This window comes from Paenarthrobacter sp. NPDC058040 (genome assembly GCF_042885775.1).
Lineage (GTDB): Bacteria > Actinomycetota > Actinomycetes > Actinomycetales > Micrococcaceae > Arthrobacter.
Genome location: NZ_JBHVRN010000007.1, coordinates 160,556 through 180,225, shown reverse-complemented (window position 1 = coordinate 180,225; position 19,670 = coordinate 160,556). Strand labels below are relative to the sequence as shown.

Here is a 19,670-nt window from a genome sequence, read left to right as displayed (position 1 = left end):
CCGGGCCTATGGTTTAAATCACAAGCTTCGTCAGGCCGCATCCCAGGCGGCCATCGCATGAGTCAGCCCCGGAATCCAACGCAGGATCAGTGGGGATACCAACATCTAGGAGTCAATGTGGACACCACACAATCGGTGGTAGAGAAATCCGCAATCAAGAAGGTGGCGATCCGGCTGGTGCCGTTCGTCGCCCTGATGTTCTTCATCAACTACTTGGACCGTACGGCCATCTCCTTCGCCGGCCCCAACGGCATGAACAATGACCTGGCGCTGTCCGCAGCCCAGTTCGGCTTCGCCTCCGGCGTCTTCTTCATCGGCTACATCCTGCTGGAGGTCCCCAGCAACCTCGCCCTCCACAAGTTCGGCGCCCGTCGCTGGCTGGCCCGCATCATGGTCAGCTGGGGCATTGTTTCCCTGCTCTTCACCTGGGTTGGCAACGTTGAACAGCTCTACATCCTGCGCTTCATCCTGGGTGTAGCCGAGGCCGGCTTCTTCCCCGGCGCGATCCTGTTCCTGAGCCTCTGGGTTCCGTCCAAGCACCGCAGCAAGATCCTTGCCCTCTTCTACTTGGCACAGCCGCTGACCACCGTGATCGGTGCTCCCCTGGCCGGTGCACTCATCCAGCAGCACGGCGTGTTCTTCGGCCTCGAAGGCTGGCGCTTCATGTTCTTCGGCGTTGCCATTCCGGCAATCGTCATCGGCGTCATCGCCTGGTTCTACCTGGCTGACAACCCGGCCAAGGCCAAGTGGCTCACCGCCGAGGAAAAGACCTGGCTGACCGGCGCCCTGGAAAAGGAAAAGGCCCAGACTGCCGCCAGCAACAAGCACGTCAGTGTCCGCACCGTGTTCGGTAACGGCCGCGTCTGGATGCTCTCCCTGATCTACTTCGGCTTCATCTACGGCCTGTACGCCCTCGGCTTCTTCCTGCCGACCATCATCGCCGGTTTCGAAGGCCTCTACGGCGCCAAGTTCGACGTGTTCCAGAAGGGCCTGATCACGGCCATCCCGTACCTGCCAGCAGCGTTCGCCCTGTACTTCTGGTCCAAGGACGCCACCAAGCGAGGCGTCAAGACCTGGCACATCGCCCTCCCCGCCCTGATCGGCGGCCTCAGCATCCCTCTGGCCCTGTTCGCAGGTTCCCCTGCAGCGACCATCGCCGTCATCACCATCACGGCCATGTCCATCTTCGCGGCCCTGCCGAACTTCTGGACCGTTCCCACCCAGTTCCTCACCGGCGCGGCAGCTGCCGCAGGCATCGCCCTGATCAACACCGTGGGCAACCTGGCAGGCTTCAGCGCCGGCTACATCACGGGCTGGCTCAAGGACTGGACCGGCAACTACACGGTTCCCATGTTCGTGGTGGGCGGCTTCATGTTGCTCTCCTCGATCCTCATGGTGGTCCTCAGCCGCCAGGGCAAGGCCTCCGCTGGCATCGCTGCCGAGGCACTGGATCCCCAGGGCGCCGGACACCACGTAGAGCCGTAACCCTCAGGCCGGGGCGCCCTCCCGGAGGGCGGGCGCCCCTCTCCAACCGCACACATTTTCCACACCAAGAGCTCCAGGAGCCCCCGCATGACCCGCTTGTTCAATGAACCCGCAGCTTTTGCCGACGAGATGATCGAAGGTTTCGTCGCATCGCACGGCCGTTGGGTCCGCCGCGTCAACGGCGGGGTGGCCCGGAGCACGCGTTCGACGCCGGACACGGTCGCGTTGGTGATTGGCGGCGGTTCGGGGCACTACCCGGCGTTCGCTGGTTTGGTGGGCCAGGGCCTGGCCCATGGCGCGGCGATGGGCAACCTCTTCGCCTCGCCGTCCGCGCAGCAGGTCTATAACGTGGCCAAGGCCGCGGACAACGGCGCGGGTGTTTTGCTCGGTTATGGCAACTACGCCGGCGACGTCCTGCACTTCACCCAGGCCCAGGACAAGCTCCGGGCCGAGGGCATCGATTGCCGCAGCATCGCGGTCACGGACGACATCTCCTCGGCACCCCTGGCGGAGAAGCACAAGCGCCGCGGGATCGCCGGTGACCTGACCGTGTTCAAGGTGGCCGCCGCGGCTGCCGAGGCCGGCCATTCGATGGACTCGGTGGTGGAAATCGCCCGGCGCGCCAATGACCGGACCCGTTCCTTCGGTGTCGCCTTCACCGGCTGCACCTTGCCGGGCGCGGACCAGCCGCTCTTCTCCGTTCCCGAGGGGCGTATGGCCGTAGGCATGGGCATCCACGGCGAACCCGGGATCGGCGAAACGGACATCCCGACGGCGGATGAGCTCGCCGAACTGCTGGTCAAGGACCTCCTGGCGGAAGTACCTGAGGGCGTCCCGGTGGAGGGCGCCCGCGTGGTGCCTATCCTGAACGGCTTGGGTTCTGTGAAATACGAAGAACTTTTTGTGGTCTACCGCCGCGTGGCCCAACTGCTCGCGGAAGCAGGAATCGAAGCCGTGGACCCGCAGGTGGGCGAGCTCGTGACCAGTTTCGATATGGCAGGGACGTCCCTGACGCTGTTCTGGCTGGACGCCGAACTCGAGGAACTGTGGCTGGCCCCGGCGGATGCCCCGGCGTTCCGCCGGGGTGCAGTGACCGCCCAGGCGCTCGACGCCGTGGAACTCGCCGCCGGGAACGAGGAAGCCGAGCACTCCATCCCGGTCGCCTCCGATGTTTCCCGCGGCGCAGCACCCCGGATCCTTGCAGCGCTTGAGGCAGCCAAGGCCGTGGTCGACGCGAACGTGGCCGAACTGGGCAGGATCGACGCGATCGCCGGCGACGGTGACCACGGCATCGGAATGGAACGCGGAATCCACGCCGCAGCAGCGGCCGCGGCAGACGCCGTCGTACGCGGTGCCGGTGCCGGGACCGTACTGAATCTGGCCGCTGATGCCTGGGCCGACAAGGCCGGTGGTACCTCGGGTGCGCTGTGGGGCATGGCCCTGCGCGCGGTGGGCGCCGCCCTCGGTGATAACGATGCACCGAACGCCGCCGCCGTCGCCGCCGGTGTGGCCGAGGCGAAGCGCTCCATCATGGACTTCGGCAAGGCCAAGGTGGGCGACAAGACCCTGGTGGACGTGCTGGCCCCCTTCAGCGAAGCCCTCACCAACGCAGTGAACGACGGCGGCTCCCTCAGGGACGCGTGGGGCGCTGCCGCCACCATTGCCGAACAATCCGCCGAAGCCACCGCGAACCTGCTGCCCCTCATGGGCCGCGCCCGCCCGCACGCGGAAAAAAGCCTGGGAACCCCCGACGCCGGCGCCATCTCCATGGCGCTGATCGTCCGGGCCATCCACAACACCCTCGTTGGTGAAACCACCGCTAAGAACACTGTTAAGGAGAACGCATGAGCGCCACACTGCGCCTGGTCATCGGATCGGACGACGCCGGATTCGAGTACAAGGAAGCCCTCAAGGCAGACCTGGAAGCGAACCCGCTGGTGGAGTCCGTGACCGATGTTGGAGTGGACGCGACCTCCCACACCCCCTACCCATCCGTGGCCATCGCCGCCGCTGAACTGATCGCCGCCGGCAAGGCAGACCGTGCCCTGCTGGTCTGCGGCACCGGACTCGGCGTCGCGATCGCAGCGAACAAAGTCCCCGGCATCCGCGCCGTCACCGCCCACGACTCCTTCTCAGTTGAGCGTTCCGTCCTCTCCAACAACGCCCAGATCCTCACCATGGGCCAGCGCGTCATCGGCCTGGAACTCGCCCGTCGCCTGGCCAAGGAATGGCTCACCTACACCTTCGACGAAAGCTCCGCCTCGGCAGAGAAAGTCACTCTGATTAAGGACTACGAGGGTGTCACGTCCTGCTAAGCCTGTTGCCGCCAAGGCGGTGATCGGAGTGAGCCTGAAAATGTATTTCGGGTACCAGCGCTCCGTGGACTACTGCCGCGATATCGCCACGATCGCCTGCAAGCACCCGGCCGTCCAGAAGGGGGAGATCGAAGTGTTCGTCCTGCCGATCCTTCCGGCACTCCCCGAGGCTGCCCGCATCCTGGGCTCCGCGCATGTGGAAACAGGCGCGCAGGACATCTTCTGGGAAGACGAAGGCGCCTACACGGGCGAAGTCGGCGGCAAGATCGTCGCCGAGCTCGGTGGACGCTACGTGGAAGTAGGCCACGCGGAACGACGCCGGATCTTCGGCGAGGACGACCGCGTGATCGGGCTCAAGACCGCGGCGGCCTACCGCAACGGCCTCACCCCGGTGCTCTGCGTTGGCGAACTGACCGCAGGCTCCCCCGAAGAAGCCATCGCCCAGTGCACGGCCGAAATCGACGCCGCGATCAACCGCGCCGGATCCCTCGGCCCCACCGGCCGGACCATCGTGGCGTACGAGCCGCAATGGGCCATCGGCGCACCCGAACCGGCAACACCGGAGTACATCAGCGCCGTGGTCCACGGCCTCGACGAGCACCTGCGGCCCCTCCCGGGCCAGGAAAACAGCCGGGTCATCTACGGCGGCAGCGCCGGACCGGGCCTGATCACCGAACTGGACACCGCCGTCGCAGGCTTGTTCCTGGGCCGCTTCGCGCACGACCCCGCAGCGCTAAAGACCATCCTGGACGAAACCGCCGCACGCCTGGCCAAGCAGGAGGTGGCAGCATGAACGGCGCTTCCCAAAGCAAAATAGGACTCAGCAGCTACGCCTTCTTCTGGCAACTCTCCGACCAAGTCAGCAAACCCCTGAGCATCCACGACGCCCTGCGCCGGGCTGCCGAGATGGGCGTGGACCTGTTCCAGATCTGCGATTACGCGCCCCTGGAGGACATGAACGACGCCGACCTCGCCGCCGTCCGCACGACGGCCGACGAACTGGGCATCACCCTGGAAGTCGGGACAAAGGGCATCCGCCCGGAGCACCTGCGGAAGTTCCTGCACATCGCACAGGTGCTCGGTTCGGACATCCTGCGGACCATGTTCAACGTTCCCGGCCACACCCCGGACAACGAGGAAGCCGTGGGGATTTTCACGGACGTGCTTCCCGAGTTCGAGGAAGCCGGGGTGAGGATCGCCGTCGAGACCTATGAACAGGTCCCCACGGAACGGATCCTCGCGGTGGTGAAGCAGCTCGGCAGCCCGTACCTCGGAATCTGCAGCGACCCCGCCAACACCGTCGCTGCGCTGGAGATGCCGCGTGAGGTGATTGACGCCGTCGGGCCTTATGTCCTGAACATGCACATCAAAGACTTTGCGTTCAGCCGCAAGCAGGGATGGGTCGGGTTCACGTACTCGGGCGCACCCCTCGGCGAGGGCCTTCTCGACTACGACTACATGGTCGAAAAGATCCAGCCCAAAACCAGAAACATCAACCAAATCGTCGAGCACTGGCTGCCGTGGCAGGACTCCGAAGCGGAGACCATCCGCCTCGAAAACCAGTGGACCCAACAAAGCCTCGATTTCCTAAGGAGCAAGTGAAATGTCAGCAGAAACTTTGACCGTCGCCGTCATCGGAGCCGGAGGCAAGATGGGGATGCGCGTTTCCCGGAACCTCCAGAAGTCCAACCACACGGTCTTCTACAGCGAGAACTCCCCCGCCGGCCAGGAGCGCGTCCAGGCTGAAGGCCGCGAGATCACCGCCACCGACGACGCCGTGAAGGGCGCCGACGTCGTGATCCTCGCGGTACCGGACACCGTGCTGGGCATCGTCTCCGAAGGCGTGGTCCCGCAGATGAAGGCAGGCGCGATCCTCCTGACCCTTGACCCGGCCGCCGCCTACGCCGGCCTGCTGGCCAAGCGCGAGGACGTTGTCCAGGCCGTCGCCCACCCGTGCCACCCGTCCGTGTTCCTGGAGCGCACCACCAAGGAAGAATGGGCCGACACCTTCGGCGGCGAAGGCGCACCGCAGAACGTGGTAGCAGCCATCGACGATGACGCCCCCACCGCAACCCGTGACGCAGCCGAAGCCGTCATCCGTACCATCTACGCGCCCGTCATCGACGTGCACTGGGTCACCGTTTACCAGCTCGCCGTCCTGGAGCCCACCCTGGTGGAAACCGTGGCCTGCATGATCGGCACCCTCCTCAACGAAGCCCTGCACGAGACCGTCCACACCGTCGGCGTCCCCGAGGCAGCTGCCAAGGCCATGCTGTTCGGCCACGTCCAGATCGCCCTCACCAACGCCCTGCGCGGCTCCAACCCGTTCTCCGAGGCCTGCGAAATCGCCATCCAGTACGGCAAGGACACCATCATCAAGGACGACTGGAAGAAGATCTTCGACGACTCCGAACTCGACAACGTCATCGCCAAGATGCTGAAGCTGGACGCCGTCAAGCGCTAAGCACCCCCGCCAGCGCTCAGCACCCCCGCCGAGTTGGCATTTGATGACAATGTTTGGCTCAATCATTGTCATTAAATGCCAACTCGCGGCGATTAAGCGGATGATGAGAGCATGGGACCAGCGACCGAGCCCGCGGACGGTTTCCTGACGGACTACTACGAGCACGTGGCCGATGACGACGTCCGAAGCTACACGCCCGAGACCCTCCTGGAGCGGGCACGCTATCACCGGACGCTGGCCGAACGCCGCGAACCCGGGCAGTCGGTCATCGGGATCCTTCATGAGCCCGATGCCAGCCTGGTAGCCATCGTCACCGACGACCTCCCCTATCTCCTCCCGTCCGTCACCGCAGAGATCGCCCGGGACACGAGCTCCATCCGGCTCCTGGTCCACCCCACCTTCAGCATCGAGCGCGACCCGGCCACCCACCGCCTCACCACCATCCACCGCGGACCCCACCGCACAGGGCTGCCCACCGGCGTCGAACGGTCACCGGAAACGCACGACGACGGCCGCCTCACCGAAGCGTGGGTGGCGCTGGACATCCCGCGCCTGGCCGATGAGGCGAGCGCGGAGCGGCTCGTTGGCCGGTTGCAGGCTGTGCTGGACGATGTCCGGGCCGCCGCCGAGGATACTGCGGCCATGCAGGCACAGCTGGACCGGGTGGTCCGTGAGTTGGATACTCCGTCCGCCGCAGGCGAGGCCGGGTCCGGCGAGGCGCAGGAGCTGCTGCGCTGGCTGGATGATAAGAACTTCGTGTTCCTGGGGTACCGGGGGCCGGATGGGACGCACCTGGGCATCCTGCGCGGCGAAGCCGTAGTCGACGACCCCGGAGCAGGGACGCCGATCCTCACGCTCACCAAGTCCACCCGTCGCTCGAGCGTGTTGCGGCACGCCTACCTCGATGAAATGAACGTGCGGACCGGCAGCGGGCGAGTCCACACTTTCGTTGGCCTGTTCTCGCCAAGTTCTTCGGCACACTCGGCGCTGCAAATCCCCGTCATCCGGGACACCGTGTCCGAGGCGCTCCGGACGTTCGGGTATCCACCGTCATCACCTCATGGCAAGGAACTGCTGGCGGTCGTAGACGCCTACCCCCGCGACGAACTGTTCCACATCGATGCGCCGCAACTGGCCTCGCATGCCCGCGAAATCCTTCGGCTGCAGGAGCGGCACAGCACCCGGCTATTCCTTCGCCCGGACTCGTACGGCCGGTTCATGACGGCCTTGGTCTTCCTGCCCCGCCACCGGTACAGCACGGCCGTTCGGCTCAACATCGAGCGGGAGCTGCGGGAAGCGTTCGGCGCGGACAGCATCGAGTTCGAGTTGCGGCTGGGCGAGTCAGCCATGGCCCGCGTGTTCTTCCGGATCCTGGTGCCAGGAACCGGAGGGCCACGCCCCGGAACAGAGGCGACTGCCGCCGTCGTCGATTCACCGCTCGTCGATTCGGCAGTCCTCGAACAGCGGATCGTCGCCGCCACCCGGTCCTGGGCCCAAGGCCTGGACGAGGCCCTGCAGGCGAGGTATCCGCGCGAGGAAGCCAACCGCCTCTCGGCACAGTGGGCCAACGCGTTCCCGGCGAGCTACAAAGCCGACTATGAGGTGGAGGATGCCGTTGCGGACATCGGCAGATTCGAAAGCTTCCCGGGATTCGACCAGGCCCAAGGGACAGATCCGGATCCCATCCTCGCGGTCTACAGACGCCCCGGCACCGCGGTCCTGACCGAGGACGCCCGCGTGCGCCTTTACCTGACCCGGCCGCAAAGCCTCACCCAGATCCTGCCGTTCTTCCACAACCTGGGCTTGAAGGTGCTGGACCAGCGGCCGTTCGACGTGCAGCGCGCGGACGGACGGCAGTTCTTCCTCTACGACCTGGGCCTCAAGTATCCGCGCGGCGTGGATCCCCTGCCCACTGCGGAATTGCTGGCCGGTTCCTTCACTGCCTCGATGCGCGGGGACGCGGAGTCGGATGCCTTCGATGCCCTGGTGATCCGGGAGGGCATCGACTGGCGTCGGGTGGCGATCCTCCGGGCCTATGCCAAGTACCTCCGGCAACTGGGCAGCACCAATTCCTATGGTTTCATCGCGGACACACTGCGGGCCAACGTTGCTGCCACGCATGCGCTGCTGGACTTGTTCGAGGCCAAGTTCAATCCGGACCTGTTTGCGCCCGACCTGTTTGAGCCCGGTTTCGGCCCGCAGCCCGGTTTCGGCCCACAGCCCGGCTTCGGCCCGCACACCGGCGGCGGCGACGTGTTCGAGGAAGGCACCAGCGAACTCAGCCACCGGACACAGGCCATCCACACGGCGCGGAGCAAGCTGGCCGAGGCCATCGACGCCGTACCTGTCCTGGACGCGGACCGGCTGTTGCGGCAACTTGGGAGCCTGGTGGAAGCCACCCTGCGCACCAATTTCTACCTGGACAAGCCCTACATCAGCTTCAAGCTCAATTCCTCCAGCATCCCGGCGGCTCCCGCTCCGCGTCCGAAGTTCGAGATCTGGGTCTATTCTCCGCGGGTGGAGGGCGTGCATCTGCGGTTCGGGCCTATCGCGCGCGGCGGGCTGCGGTGGTCGGACCGGCGCGAAGACTTCCGCACGGAAATCCTGGGGCTCGTGAAGGCCCAGACAGTGAAGAACGCAGTGATCGTTCCCACCGGCGCCAAGGGCGGATTCTTCCCCAAGCTGCTCCCGGACCCTGCGGAGGACCGTGCCGCGTGGCTCGCGGAGGGACAGGAAAGCTACCGCACGTTCATCCGCGGCTTGCTGGACATCACGGACAACCTCGTGTCGGACCCCGACGGCGGACCCAACGGCACCGTCGTCGCCCCACCCCGCGTCGTCCGCCACGACGGCGACGACTACTACCTCGTGGTGGCGGCGGACAAGGGAACGGCTGCGTTCTCCGACCTCGCCAACGCGGTGGCGGCGGAGTACGGCTTCTGGCTGGGCGATGCCTTCGCTTCCGGCGGCTCGGTGGGGTACGACCACAAACAGATGGGCATCACGGCCCGCGGCGCTTGGGAATCGGTCCGGCACCACTTCAGCGAGCTGACCATCGATTCCCGCGCCGAGGATTTCACCGTGGTGGGCATCGGGGACATGAGCGGCGACGTGTTCGGCAACGGCATGCTCCTGTCCAGCCACATCAAGCTGGTGGCCGCGTTCGACCATCGGCATATCTTCCTTGACCCCGCCCCTGACCCGGCAGTGTCCTATCAGGAACGTGAACGCCTGTTCCGGCTCCCCCGCTCTTCCTGGGCCGACTACGACCCCACGAAAATAAGCCCCGGCGGCGGCGTGTTCTCCCGCTCGGAAAAATCGATTCCCCTCACCGATGAGGTCCGCCTCGCCTTGGGCCTGGAGGAAAGCACGACGGCGGCCAGCCCACCCGAGCTGCTGCGCGCGGTCCTCGCTGCCCCCGTGGATCTCCTGTACAACGGCGGAATCGGTACCTACGTCAAGGCATCCACGGAAACCCACGCGGATGTGGGCGACAAGTCCAACGATGCCATCCGCATTGACGCGAAGGACCTGCGCGCCCACATCATCGCTGAGGGCGGGAACCTGGGCGTGACGCAGCGTGGCCGGATCGAGGCAGCGTTGGCCGGCATCCTGGTGAACACGGACGCGATCGACAACTCAGCCGGCGTGGATTGCTCGGACCACGAGGTGAACATCAAGATTTTCCTGGACCGGATGATCTCGGCCGGGAAGATGTCCGTGGCCGACAGGACGGATTTCCTCCACTCACTCCAAGGCGAAGTGGGACGGCTCGTCCTGAAAACCAACGACGACCAAAACACCCTCCTTATCACCGACAAGCAGCTTGCCGTCCAGTGGAGCCCCAGCTTTGAACGGACCATGGATTGGCTGGAGTCCGCTACCGACTTGGACCGCGAACTGGAGTCCCTGCCAAGCAACGAGGAACTCAGGGCGCGGATCCTGACAGGCAAGGGCCTCACCACCCCGGAGCTGGCCGTCCTGGCGGCATACGCCAAGATCGAGCTGGCCAAGGAACTCACCGAGGGCGGCCTCGCGGACGATCCCTGGTTTTCGCAGATTCTGCATTCCTATTTCCCCAAGCAGGTGTCCGAACGGTTTGGCGAACACCTGGCCACACACCCGTTGCGCCGCGAGATCGTCGCTACCGTGGTGGCCAACGACATGATCAACATGGGCGGCATCTCGTTCGCCTTCCGGGCCATGGAGGAGACCACCGTGTCCGCGACGGCCGTAGCGCGTGGCTTCGTGGTGATGCGGCAGATCTGGGATTTCGACTCCGTCCTGGAGTCCATCGCCCAGGTCCCGGCGAGCACGCCCAGCGAACATGGTGCAGCCGTGGCCTTGGACATGCGGCGTTTGCTGGACCGCTCAGTGCGCTGGTACGTCACCCATGATTTCCGGGACAAGCCGGTTTCCGATGCGTTCGCGAGGCTGGAACGGCCCATGGCCTTGATGCGGGCCAACTTCACGGGCTTCCTGCACGGGATCAACCTGGCGCATTCGTTGAAGCGCCTGGCCCACACGGACTCGGTCGGCTTGCCGCACAGCCTGGGCATCAGGGCTTCCGAGCTGCTGGTGAGCTACGGCCTGCTGGATATCTCCGCGATCGCCGAGGAACTCCAGGAGCCGGTGGAAGCGGTAGCAGAGGTGTACTTCGCGGTGTTCGAGCGCATTTCCGCCATTCCCCTCCTGGAGCACATCACCATGCTCTCGAGGGACACGCACTGGGAGTCCTTGGCACGGGCGGCCCTGCGGGATGACATGTACCTGGTGCTCGCGGACATGACCAAAGCGGTGGTTCGCCACACCCCCAGAACATCGGTGTCCGTGAGCGATCCCGTGGCGCGGATCATGGACTGGGAACGGGGAAACATCGAACAACTGGCCCGCATCCAGGAGACCATCCAGGAAGCCATCAAGCCTGGTCCCATGGACATTGCGGCGTTGTCAGTGGCCGTAAAACTCCTCCGCGCGATGGTCCGCAGATGAGACCCAGATCACTGAGCTGCCAGTCATCTTACATATTTTTGGCTCAGAGGTCCTATGATTGATGGGTCGCCCTCGCATGCGGCACGTAATAGGAGGCCCCCAACATGACCGCTGTAATGACTGAAGAACGCGAAATCCGCCTGTCCTTTTCCAAGGCAGACGAAATCCACGACGGACTCGACCGTGCCGTGGACGCGCTCATTGAAAGCGCAGCTGCCGACGCAAACTGCGGCATTCTGGTGACCCGGCACGAGCCCGGCACCTACACCGTGGCCCTGGACGAATCCGTTCCCTTCGGTCAGACCCACGAAGCACTCGCTGCATAACAGCCACCCCTGACGGCAGGTTCTTGGCAGCGAAGCCAAAAACCGGGGCCTGTCCCTCTCCGCTCTACTACCCGCGGAAAGGGACAGGCCCCGGTTTCTGTTTAAGCTCTGCTTCACTCACCCAAGTAGGTCGCAGTAGTGCGCGTTTTGAGTGGTCTAAACGCGCACAAGTGCGACCCAGTTGGGTACTTATGCCCGGCGGAGGGTCACGCCGTCGGACTTCATGAACAGTTCCTTGCCCTCTTCGGTGACACCCGGCCCCGAATGCTCAAGCCACACCACATTCCCGCTCGTGGAGACTTCCTCGATCTGCCCGGTAGCGATGACGTGGGCGTACTTGACCACTTCCACCAATTCGCCAACCTGGAGTTGCCTCCAGTCGGACACCGTAGCCGAGTGAGCGTTTCGCCTGGACAGGACTGCTCCGCGTGCCTTCATTGAACTTCTACCCCTTTGTGGATGTTCGTTGTGTGGTTATTCAGTTTGACCGTCAAGCCCACGACGTCGTTGGCGTGGACGTGACGTACACCATAAGTATTACTACATTTGCCACGTCCCGGAGACTGCGTTGCGAACAATTTCCGGGACGTGACAAATTTGCGCCTCAAATGAGGCTTTTGTTCGACGTCAGGCCAAAATCCCGACGGCGGATTCGGCGGCCGCACGCACGGCACCGGAGCCGACCAAACGGTCAGCGGCTTCGAGTTCCGGCGACAGGAACCGGTCGGTTCCGGGACCCTGGACCACTTCGCGAAGCACCTCAAGCACTGCCGTGCCGGCAGGACCCGGGGTCAGTTCGCCGTCGGACATTTGCGTGCGCATGTCGATGGCGCGTGCGCTGGTGACAAGCTCGACGGCGAGCACGCGGCGCAGGTTCTCCACGGCCTTGCGCAGCTTCCGGGCAGCGTGCCAGCCCATGGACACGTGGTCTTCCTGCATGGCAGAGCTCGGGATGGAGTCCACCGATGCCGGAACGGCCAGGCGCTTGTTGTCCGAGACCAGGCCGGCCTGCGTGTACTGGGCGATCATGAGGCCCGAGTCCACGCCCGGGTCCGCGGCGAGGAAGGCCGGGAGTCCGTGCGAGCGGGCCGGATCCAGCATGCGGTCCGTGCGGCGCTCGGCGATGGAGCTGAGGTCCGCCACGGCGATGGCCAGGAAGTCCAGGACGTAGGCCACGGGTGCGCCGTGGAAGTTGCCGTTGGACGTGACGCGGCCGTCGGGCAAGACCACCGGGTTGTCGATCGCTGCCGCGAGTTCGCGGGAAGCCACCAATGCTGCGTGGTCCACGGTGTCGCGGACGGCGCCGGCAACCTGCGGGGCACAACGCAGCGAGTAGGCGTCCTGGACCTTGGTGTCGTTGATCCGATGGGATGCGACGATCGGCGAGTTGGACAGCACGCGCAGCATGTTGTCCGCGCTGGCAGCCTGGCCCGGGTGGGGGCGCAGGGCAGCATGGAGTTCGGGCAGGAACACCTGGTCGGTGCCAAGCAGTGCCTCGACGCTGAGCGCCGCCGTGACGTCCGCCGTAGCAAGCAACAAGCGGATGTCGGCGATGGCCATCAGCAGCATGCCGAGCATGCCTTCGGTGCCGTTGACGAGGGCCAGGCCTTCCTTCTCGGCCAGGGTTACCGGCTCGATGCCGTGCTGCGCGAGCAGCTCAGCAACAGGTGCCTTGCCGGCGGTGCCGTACAGTTCGCCGTCGGGCCCTGTTGCTTCGCCTTCACCCATCAGCACCAGGGCGCAGTGGGACAACGGAGCGAGGTCGCCGGAGCAGCCGAGCGAACCGAACTCGCGCACCACCGGGGTGATGCCGGCGTTGAGCACGTCCACCATCGTCTGCAGGACGACGGGACGGACGCCGGTGCGGCCTGATGCCAGGGTCTTGGCGCGGAGGAACATGATGCCACGGATCACTTCACGTTCCACGGCCGGACCCATGCCCGCAGCGTGGCTGCGGATGAGCGACTTCTGCAACTGCGTGCGGAGCTCGTTCGGGATGTGGCGGTTGGCCAAGGCACCGAAGCCCGTGGAAATGCCGTATGCCGGGACCTCGCTGGTGGCGAGATCGTCGATGTGGGCACGGACCTTGGCAACGGTGTCCAGGGCTTCCTGGGAGATGGTCACCTTGGCGTCGTGGCGTGCGACGGCGACGACGTCTTCCGGGGTCACGCCGCTGGAGCCGAGGGTGACGGTCAGTTGTTCGTTCGAGGTAATGGTCACTGGTCTTGCCTACTTCTCGTTCATGGGGATGCGGACGCCGCGTTCGTGGGCGACGTCGATGGCGCGTTCGTAGCCGGCGTCGGCGTGGCGGATGACGCCCATGCCGGGGTCGTTGGTCAGCAGAGCGGTCAGCTTCGCTGCGGCGAGTTCGGTGCCGTCAGCGACGGAGACCTGGCCGGTGTGGATGGACCGGCCGATCCCGACCCCGCCGCCGTGGTGGATGGACACCCACGTCGCCCCCGAAGACGCAGCCGTGAGGGCGTTCAGCAGCGGCCAGTCAGCGATCGCGTCCGAGCCGTCCTTCATGGACTCGGTCTCCCGGTACGGGGAAGCGACGGAACCCGAATCGAGGTGGTCCCGGCCGATCACGATCGGGGCCTTGACCTTACCCTCAGCAACAAGCTTGTTGAACAGCAACCCGGCCTGGTGGCGTTCACCGTACCCGAGCCAGCAAATCCGGGCCGGCAGGCCCTCGAACTCCACCCGCTCCGCGGCGGCGTCGATCCATTTGTGCAGGTGCTTGTTCTCCGGGAAGAGTTCCTTGATGGCCTCATCCGTGACCCGGATATCCTCCGGATCCCCCGACAAGGCGACCCAGCGGAACGGTCCCAGGCCCTCACAGAACAACGGACGAATATACGCAGGAACGAACCCGGGGAACTCAAACGCCCTGTCATAGCCACCCTTGCGGGCCTCATCACGGATCGAGTTGCCGTAATCGAAGACCTCGGCCCCGGCGTCCTGGAACTCCACCATCGCCTGCACATGCCTCGCCATCGAGGCCTGGGCCTTCTTCGTGAACCCCTCCGGATCGGCTGCGGCCTCGGTGTGCCACTCCGCCACCGTGATGCCCTCGGGCAGGTAGGACAACGGGTCATGCGCCGAGGTCTGGTCGGTGACGACGTCGATGGTCAGCTCCCCGGCCTTGTGGCGGGCCAGCAGTTCCGGGAACACCTCCGCGGCGTTACCCACATACCCCACGGACCAGCCACGCCGCTCGGCCTTGGCCTTATTGACCTTCGCGATCGCGGTGTCCAGATCCGTTTCGACCTCGTCCAGGTACCGCTTCCCCGCACGGCGGCGCAGACGCGTCTCATCCACATCAACAATCAGGCACGCACCATCATTCAACGTCACGGCCAGCGGCTGGGCGCCGCCCATCCCACCACAACCACCGGTCAGGGTCAGCGTCCCCGCCAACGGGCCCTCCGTGGAACCCTCAACGGCACTGCCCTCCAAAGACACAGCCGGGTGACGGCCCTCCGCAGCAAGCTTGTTCCCGACCGCGGCGAACGTCTCGTACGTGCCCTGCAAGATGCCCTGCGTGCCGATGTAAATCCACGACCCCGCCGTCATCTGCCCGTACATCGTCAAACCCTCAGCCTCCAAGCGGCGGAACTCAGGCCACGTCGCCCAGTCCCCCACCAGATTCGAGTTCGCCAACAACACCCGCGGAGCCCACTCATTCGTGCGGAACACACCCACCGGCTTGCCCGACTGGACCAGGAGGGTCTCGTCCTTCTCCATGGACTCCAGCGTCCGGGTGATCGCATCAAACGCAGCCCACGAACGCACCGCCCGGCCCGTACCCCCATAAACCACCAGGTCATCCGGACGCTCAGCAACCTCAGGGTCCAGGTTGTTCATCAACATACGCAACGGCGCCTCGGTCTGCCACGACTTGGCAGTAAGCTCCGTACCCCGGGCAGCCTTGACCGGGCGGGCTCCAGTAGTGAAATCGGCGGGTGCCATGATGGCTCCTTCATCTCTCGAAAAGTGTCTGGGTGAAAGATCTTCTGTATCCAGTAGAGCCTGTTCATCGGCGGCTCGGAACGGCTTTTTCACGGGTGCTGTCCGGGATTACAGACGTGCGCAAGCCCCTCGCAATCCGCCGTCATTGAGCGCATGCTGGACCCATGGCAACGTTCCATGTATCCACTTTCGTCGCGGCTTCGCCGGAGCGTGTTTTCGCCACGTGGACGGACCAGGACAGGTTCAAGGAATGGATTGGCGGCGTCACGCGGGTCACGGATCGCGTAGGTCCCATTGATGAGCCGGGAAGCCGCTACACGGTGTGGTTTGGCCGGATGTCCAGCCCCACCGAAGTCCTGGCCGTCGAGCGGCCCAGGCACATCCGTACCCGCTTCGGCAACGCGATCCTGAAGGGCGAATCGGACGTGAATTTTGTGCCCGAAAATGGAGGCACACGCATCAACCAGGAGTTCGTCACCCACGGATTCATCGCAGGGATCTTCGGACGGCTGTTCGCGATGGGCTCCTACAAGGGCAGCTTCAAGGGCGAACTGGAAGTGTTCCGCGAACTCGTGGAGCGCGAAACACCGAAGCCACGCGGAACCCCCTAAGTTCCAGGCCTCGACATCCCAAGTAGGTCGCAGTAGTGCGCGTTTTGAGGGGTCAAAACGCGCACTAATGCGACCTAGTTGGGCGGGGGAAGCGTCAGGCGGAGGGGCGTCCGTGGATCCGGACGGACAGTTCGTCCGCCGCTTTCCTGATACGGGCAGCAAGAACCGGCCATTGCTCGGCCGGCACTTTGTCCTCGAGGAACGTCACGGCGACTGCCGCCGTCGGCCATCCCACATGGTCGGTCACCGCGGCGGCGATGGAGCCGAAACCCGGGGTGATTTCACCGTTTTCCGTGGCGTAGCCACGTTGCCGCACCTGGTCCAGGTGCGACGAGAGTGCCGAGTACTTCATGATCGGAAACTCCACCTCGTGCCGGGACGTAAAGGCGGCAGCGTTGGGGTACAGCGCCCGGACCTGCGACTTTGGCAGCGCGGCCAGGATGGCTCGACCGCTCGCGGTGAGGTGGCTCGGCAGGCGGACGCCGACGTCGGTTACCAGGCTGGGGCGGTTCTTGGCGCGCTCCTCCACAATGTAAAGGACGTCGCGGCCGTGCAGGACAGCAAGGTGGGCGCTTTCGCCGATCACATCCACCAGCGAGGCAAGCATGGGCCGCCCCAGCCGGGACAGGGGTTCCTGCCGGGAGTAGGCGGAGCTGAGCTCGAAGGCACTGATTCCCAAGCCGTAGCGCTGCTCTTCATGCAAGTGCAGCACGAAGCCGTTCGCCTCCATGACCCCCAGCAGGTGGTAGACGCTGGAGCGCGGCAATCCGAGCGCGGTGGCAATGTTCGACGCCGCCATCGGGCCGCGCCGTGAGGCCAGCAGCTTGAGGATGCGAAGGGTATTTTCGGCAGCCGGAACCTTGGAGGTGGACTTGCCGGGTGCCATGGGCGTGGATGTCATGATGCCTCGTTGCTTGGTGTGCTTTCGGGTGGCCTTCAAGGCAGCAGCTCCACCACCTGTCCGGTATCCCGTACTCAAGGATGCACCGAACAGGGCGCGGGATCCTAGCCCCACTGTTCGAGGCGTGTCCGGAATCCCAGATACCAGTCAGGGGGCCGGGGCCGCCTGTCTGCGATTGAAGACAGCAAACACCCGTGAGACCGATCACAAGTCCCCGGAAAGTGATGTGCTGAATAGCGATCCCCTCCCAAAGACGAGAAGGTTTTACCATGCAACACACCACGCTGGCCGAGAAGGATTCCGTCCTTCAGGCCGCCGGTTCGGCACTTAGCCGTGGCCTCAACGTCCGCCACATCCGCTTCATGGCACTCGGATCCGCCATCGGCACGGGGCTCTTCTACGGTTCGGCCTCGGCAATCCAAAAGGCCGGGCCCGCCGTCCTCCTGGCCTACATCATTGGCGGCGCAGCCGTCTTCATGGTGATGCGGGCACTCGGCGAAATGGCCGTCCGGCATCCCGTTTCCGGCTCCTTCGGCCAATATGCCAGCCGCTACCTTGGCCCGTTCGCAGGATTCGTGACCGGCTGGACGTACGTGTTCGAAATGGCCATCGTGGCCATCGCCGACGTCACCGCCTTCAGCATCTATATGGGCTTCTGGTTCCCGCAGGTGGACCGATGGATCTGGGTCCTCGCGATCATCCTGTTCCTCGGCGCCATGAACCTGCTGAGCGTGAAGGTCTTCGGGGAACTGGAGTTTTGGTTCTCCCTCATCAAAGTGGTGGCGATTGTCGCCATGATCATCGGCGGTGCGGCGATCGTCGTGTTCGGCTTCCAGACAGGGAACGACGGCGGAGGCGTGGCACCGGGACTGGGGAACCTCGTCAACCACGGCGGTTTGTTCCCCAACGGTTTCGAAGGACTCTTGGCCGCGTTCGCCGTCGTGATGTTTGCGTTTGGCGGGATCGAAACGATCGGCATCACCGCAGGCGAGGCCGCCAACCCCAAGAAGGTCATCCCGCAGGCCGTGAACACCGTTCCCGTGCGCGTCCTGCTGTTCTATGTCCTGACCCTCGGAGTGCTGATGAGCATCTTCCCCTGGAACGAAATCGGCAGCAGCGGCAGCCCGTTTGTGCAGATTTTCGATGGCTTAGGCATCCCCGCAGCTCCGCACATCCTCAACGCCGTGGTCATCACCGCCGCGCTCTCCGCGATCAACAGCGACATCTTCGGAGCCGGCCGCATCCTCTTTGGTCTCGCCCAGCAGGGCCACGCCCCCAAGAGCTTTGGCAAGATCTCCCGCCACGGTGTCCCGTGGATGACCGTTGTCATGATGGGCTGCATCCTGCTGGTGGGCGTCGTGCTGAACGCCGTCATCCCGGAGGACGTGTTCGTTGTCATCGCCTCGATCGCGACGTTCGCCACAGTGTGGGTGTGGGTCATGATCCTGGCCTCGCACGTTGCCATGAAGCGCGAGATCAAGCGCAAGGGCCTTCCGGCTTCGGAATTCGGATCGCCGATGTGGCCGGTTGCCTCGATCCTGACCATGGCGTTCATGGCCTTGGTGATCGTGATCCTGGGAGTTTTCGAAGACACCCGCGTGGCACTCTACGTCGGCGCGACTTGGCTGGTGTTGCTCCTTGTGGCCTACAAACTCTGGGTCCGTGGTGGCGGCCTTCGCCGGGCTGAGTTGGTGGACGAAACGGCCTGATCCCCACGCCACCCCCGCCGAGATGGCACTTAATGACAGTCCGAAGCCCAAACATTGTCATTAACTGCCATCTCGCGGGATAGGGCGGGGGAAGGGTGGGTGCGCCGGGCGTGAACGGGGGCGGGGGCGGAACGCAGGGCGCGGGTTACCGGGCCGACCAGCCACCGTCCATGGTGTAGCTCGCGCCGGTGACCATGCCGGCGTCGTCGGAGGCAAGCCAGGCTGCCAACGACGCCACCTCGGCCGGCTCCACCAACCGCTTCACGGCCGACTCCGTGAGCATCACTTTGACGAGCACCTCTGACTCGGGGATGCCATGCAGCCGGGCTTGGTCGGCGATCTGCTTCTCCACCAACGGCGTCCGGACGTAGCCGGGATTGATGCAATTGGACGTGACGCCGCGTTCGCCGCCTTCAAGGGCCGTGACCTTGCTGAGCCCCTCGAGCCCGTGCTTGGCGGAAACGTACGCGCTCTTGTACGCGGAGGCCCGGAGCCCGTGGACCGAGGAGATGTTGATGATCCGGCCGTACCCGTTGGCGTACATGTGCGGGAGTGCGGCACGGACCAGGAGGAACGGCGCTTCCAGCATGAGGGCAAGAATGCGCCGGAACTCTGAAGGCTCAAACTCCTCGATGGGCGCAACTCTCTGGATGCCCGCGTTATTGACCAGGATGTCGCAGTCCAGGCTCAACGCCGCCAAAGCATCAACGTCCAGCAGGTCCACGGTCCACGCGGTGCCGCCGAGTTCGTCGGCGAGGGCCGCGGCTCCGGAGGCATCGACGTCGGCCACTACTACTTTCGCTCCGCGGGCGGCGAGCGCGCGGGCACAAGCAGCCCCGATACCGCTCGCACCGCCGGTTACCAGGGCCTTGCGCCCGTTCAGGGAGTTGTCCAT

15 protein-coding genes are annotated in these 19,670 nt (G+C 64.8%); 10 read left to right on the top strand and 5 right to left on the bottom strand.

The features are described from left to right. Positions 1 to 117: 117 nt before the first annotated feature. From ACFVSJ_RS11575 to ACFVSJ_RS11540, 8 genes are all read left to right on the top strand, one after another. A complete protein-coding gene (locus ACFVSJ_RS11575; protein WP_387436937.1) occupies positions 118 to 1,485 on the top strand; it encodes an MFS transporter in 1,368 nt (455 codons plus the stop codon). A gap of 87 nt (positions 1,486 to 1,572) precedes the next feature. After that, positions 1,573 to 3,333: a dihydroxyacetone kinase family protein gene (locus ACFVSJ_RS11570; protein WP_387436936.1), complete on the top strand. Its 1,761-nt coding sequence runs from the start codon at positions 1,573 to 1,575 to the stop codon at positions 3,331 to 3,333. After that, positions 3,330 to 3,800, top strand: coding sequence for a ribose-5-phosphate isomerase (locus tag ACFVSJ_RS11565; RefSeq protein ID WP_387436935.1), 471 nt, complete (start codon positions 3,330 to 3,332; stop codon positions 3,798 to 3,800). Before ACFVSJ_RS11570 ends, ACFVSJ_RS11565 begins: the two co-directional genes overlap by 4 nt. Continuing rightward, positions 3,784 to 4,593: a triose-phosphate isomerase family protein gene (locus ACFVSJ_RS11560; RefSeq protein ID WP_387436934.1), complete on the top strand. Its 810-nt coding sequence runs from the start codon at positions 3,784 to 3,786 to the stop codon at positions 4,591 to 4,593. Before ACFVSJ_RS11565 ends, ACFVSJ_RS11560 begins: the two co-directional genes overlap by 17 nt. Continuing rightward, complete coding sequence (locus ACFVSJ_RS11555) at positions 4,590 to 5,402, top strand: sugar phosphate isomerase/epimerase family protein (RefSeq protein WP_387436933.1); 813 nt, start codon at positions 4,590 to 4,592, stop codon at positions 5,400 to 5,402. The genes ACFVSJ_RS11560 and ACFVSJ_RS11555 overlap by 4 nt, the downstream gene beginning before the upstream one ends. A gap of 1 nt (position 5,403) precedes the next feature. Beyond that, positions 5,404 to 6,264: a phosphogluconate dehydrogenase C-terminal domain-containing protein gene (locus ACFVSJ_RS11550; protein WP_387436932.1), complete on the top strand. Its 861-nt coding sequence runs from the start codon at positions 5,404 to 5,406 to the stop codon at positions 6,262 to 6,264. 111 nt (positions 6,265 to 6,375) lie between these two features. Further along, entirely contained in the window at positions 6,376 to 11,256 is a 4,881-nt protein-coding gene (locus tag ACFVSJ_RS11545) for an NAD-glutamate dehydrogenase (protein ID WP_387436931.1), read from the top strand. A gap of 104 nt (positions 11,257 to 11,360) precedes the next feature. Next, positions 11,361 to 11,582 (top strand): hypothetical protein, encoded by a 222-nt coding sequence (locus ACFVSJ_RS11540; RefSeq protein ID WP_387436930.1) that lies wholly within the window; start codon positions 11,361 to 11,363, stop codon positions 11,580 to 11,582. A 189-nt stretch (positions 11,583 to 11,771) separates the two neighbouring features. Here the strand turns inward: ACFVSJ_RS11540 and ACFVSJ_RS11535 are convergent, their stop codons facing one another. The 3 genes from ACFVSJ_RS11535 to ACFVSJ_RS11525 all read right to left on the bottom strand — a co-directional run bounded on the left by ACFVSJ_RS11535 (position 11,772) and on the right by ACFVSJ_RS11525 (position 15,554). After that, on the bottom strand, positions 11,772 to 12,020 hold the full coding sequence (locus ACFVSJ_RS11535) for a hypothetical protein (RefSeq protein WP_387436929.1): 249 nt from the start codon (positions 12,018 to 12,020) through the stop codon (positions 11,772 to 11,774). Between the two features lie 189 nt (positions 12,021 to 12,209). After that, positions 12,210 to 13,802, bottom strand: coding sequence for a histidine ammonia-lyase (hutH, locus tag ACFVSJ_RS11530; RefSeq protein ID WP_387436928.1), 1,593 nt, complete (start codon positions 13,800 to 13,802; stop codon positions 12,210 to 12,212). A gap of 9 nt (positions 13,803 to 13,811) precedes the next feature. Continuing rightward, positions 13,812 to 15,554, bottom strand: a complete 1,743-nt coding sequence (locus ACFVSJ_RS11525; RefSeq protein ID WP_387436927.1) for a urocanate hydratase — start codon at positions 15,552 to 15,554, stop codon at positions 13,812 to 13,814. A 164-nt stretch (positions 15,555 to 15,718) separates the two neighbouring features. Between ACFVSJ_RS11525 and ACFVSJ_RS11520 the strand changes: the two genes are divergently transcribed. Then, positions 15,719 to 16,165 (top strand): SRPBCC domain-containing protein, encoded by a 447-nt coding sequence (locus ACFVSJ_RS11520; RefSeq protein ID WP_387436926.1) that lies wholly within the window; start codon positions 15,719 to 15,721, stop codon positions 16,163 to 16,165. Between the two features lie 94 nt (positions 16,166 to 16,259). Here ACFVSJ_RS11520 and ACFVSJ_RS11515 read toward each other — a convergent pair whose 3' ends face one another. Continuing rightward, a complete protein-coding gene (locus tag ACFVSJ_RS11515; RefSeq protein WP_387436925.1) occupies positions 16,260 to 17,066 on the bottom strand; it encodes an IclR family transcriptional regulator in 807 nt (268 codons plus the stop codon). Between the two features lie 269 nt (positions 17,067 to 17,335). Here ACFVSJ_RS11515 and ACFVSJ_RS11510 point away from each other — a divergent pair, with 269 nt between their 5' ends. Further along, on the top strand, positions 17,336 to 18,775 hold the full coding sequence (locus ACFVSJ_RS11510; protein WP_387436924.1) for an amino acid permease: 1,440 nt from the start codon (positions 17,336 to 17,338) through the stop codon (positions 18,773 to 18,775). A gap of 145 nt (positions 18,776 to 18,920) precedes the next feature. On the opposite strand, the gene ACFVSJ_RS11505 is transcribed toward ACFVSJ_RS11510, so the two are convergent. Then, complete coding sequence (locus ACFVSJ_RS11505) at positions 18,921 to 19,670, bottom strand: 3-hydroxybutyrate dehydrogenase (protein ID WP_387436923.1); 750 nt, start codon at positions 19,668 to 19,670, stop codon at positions 18,921 to 18,923.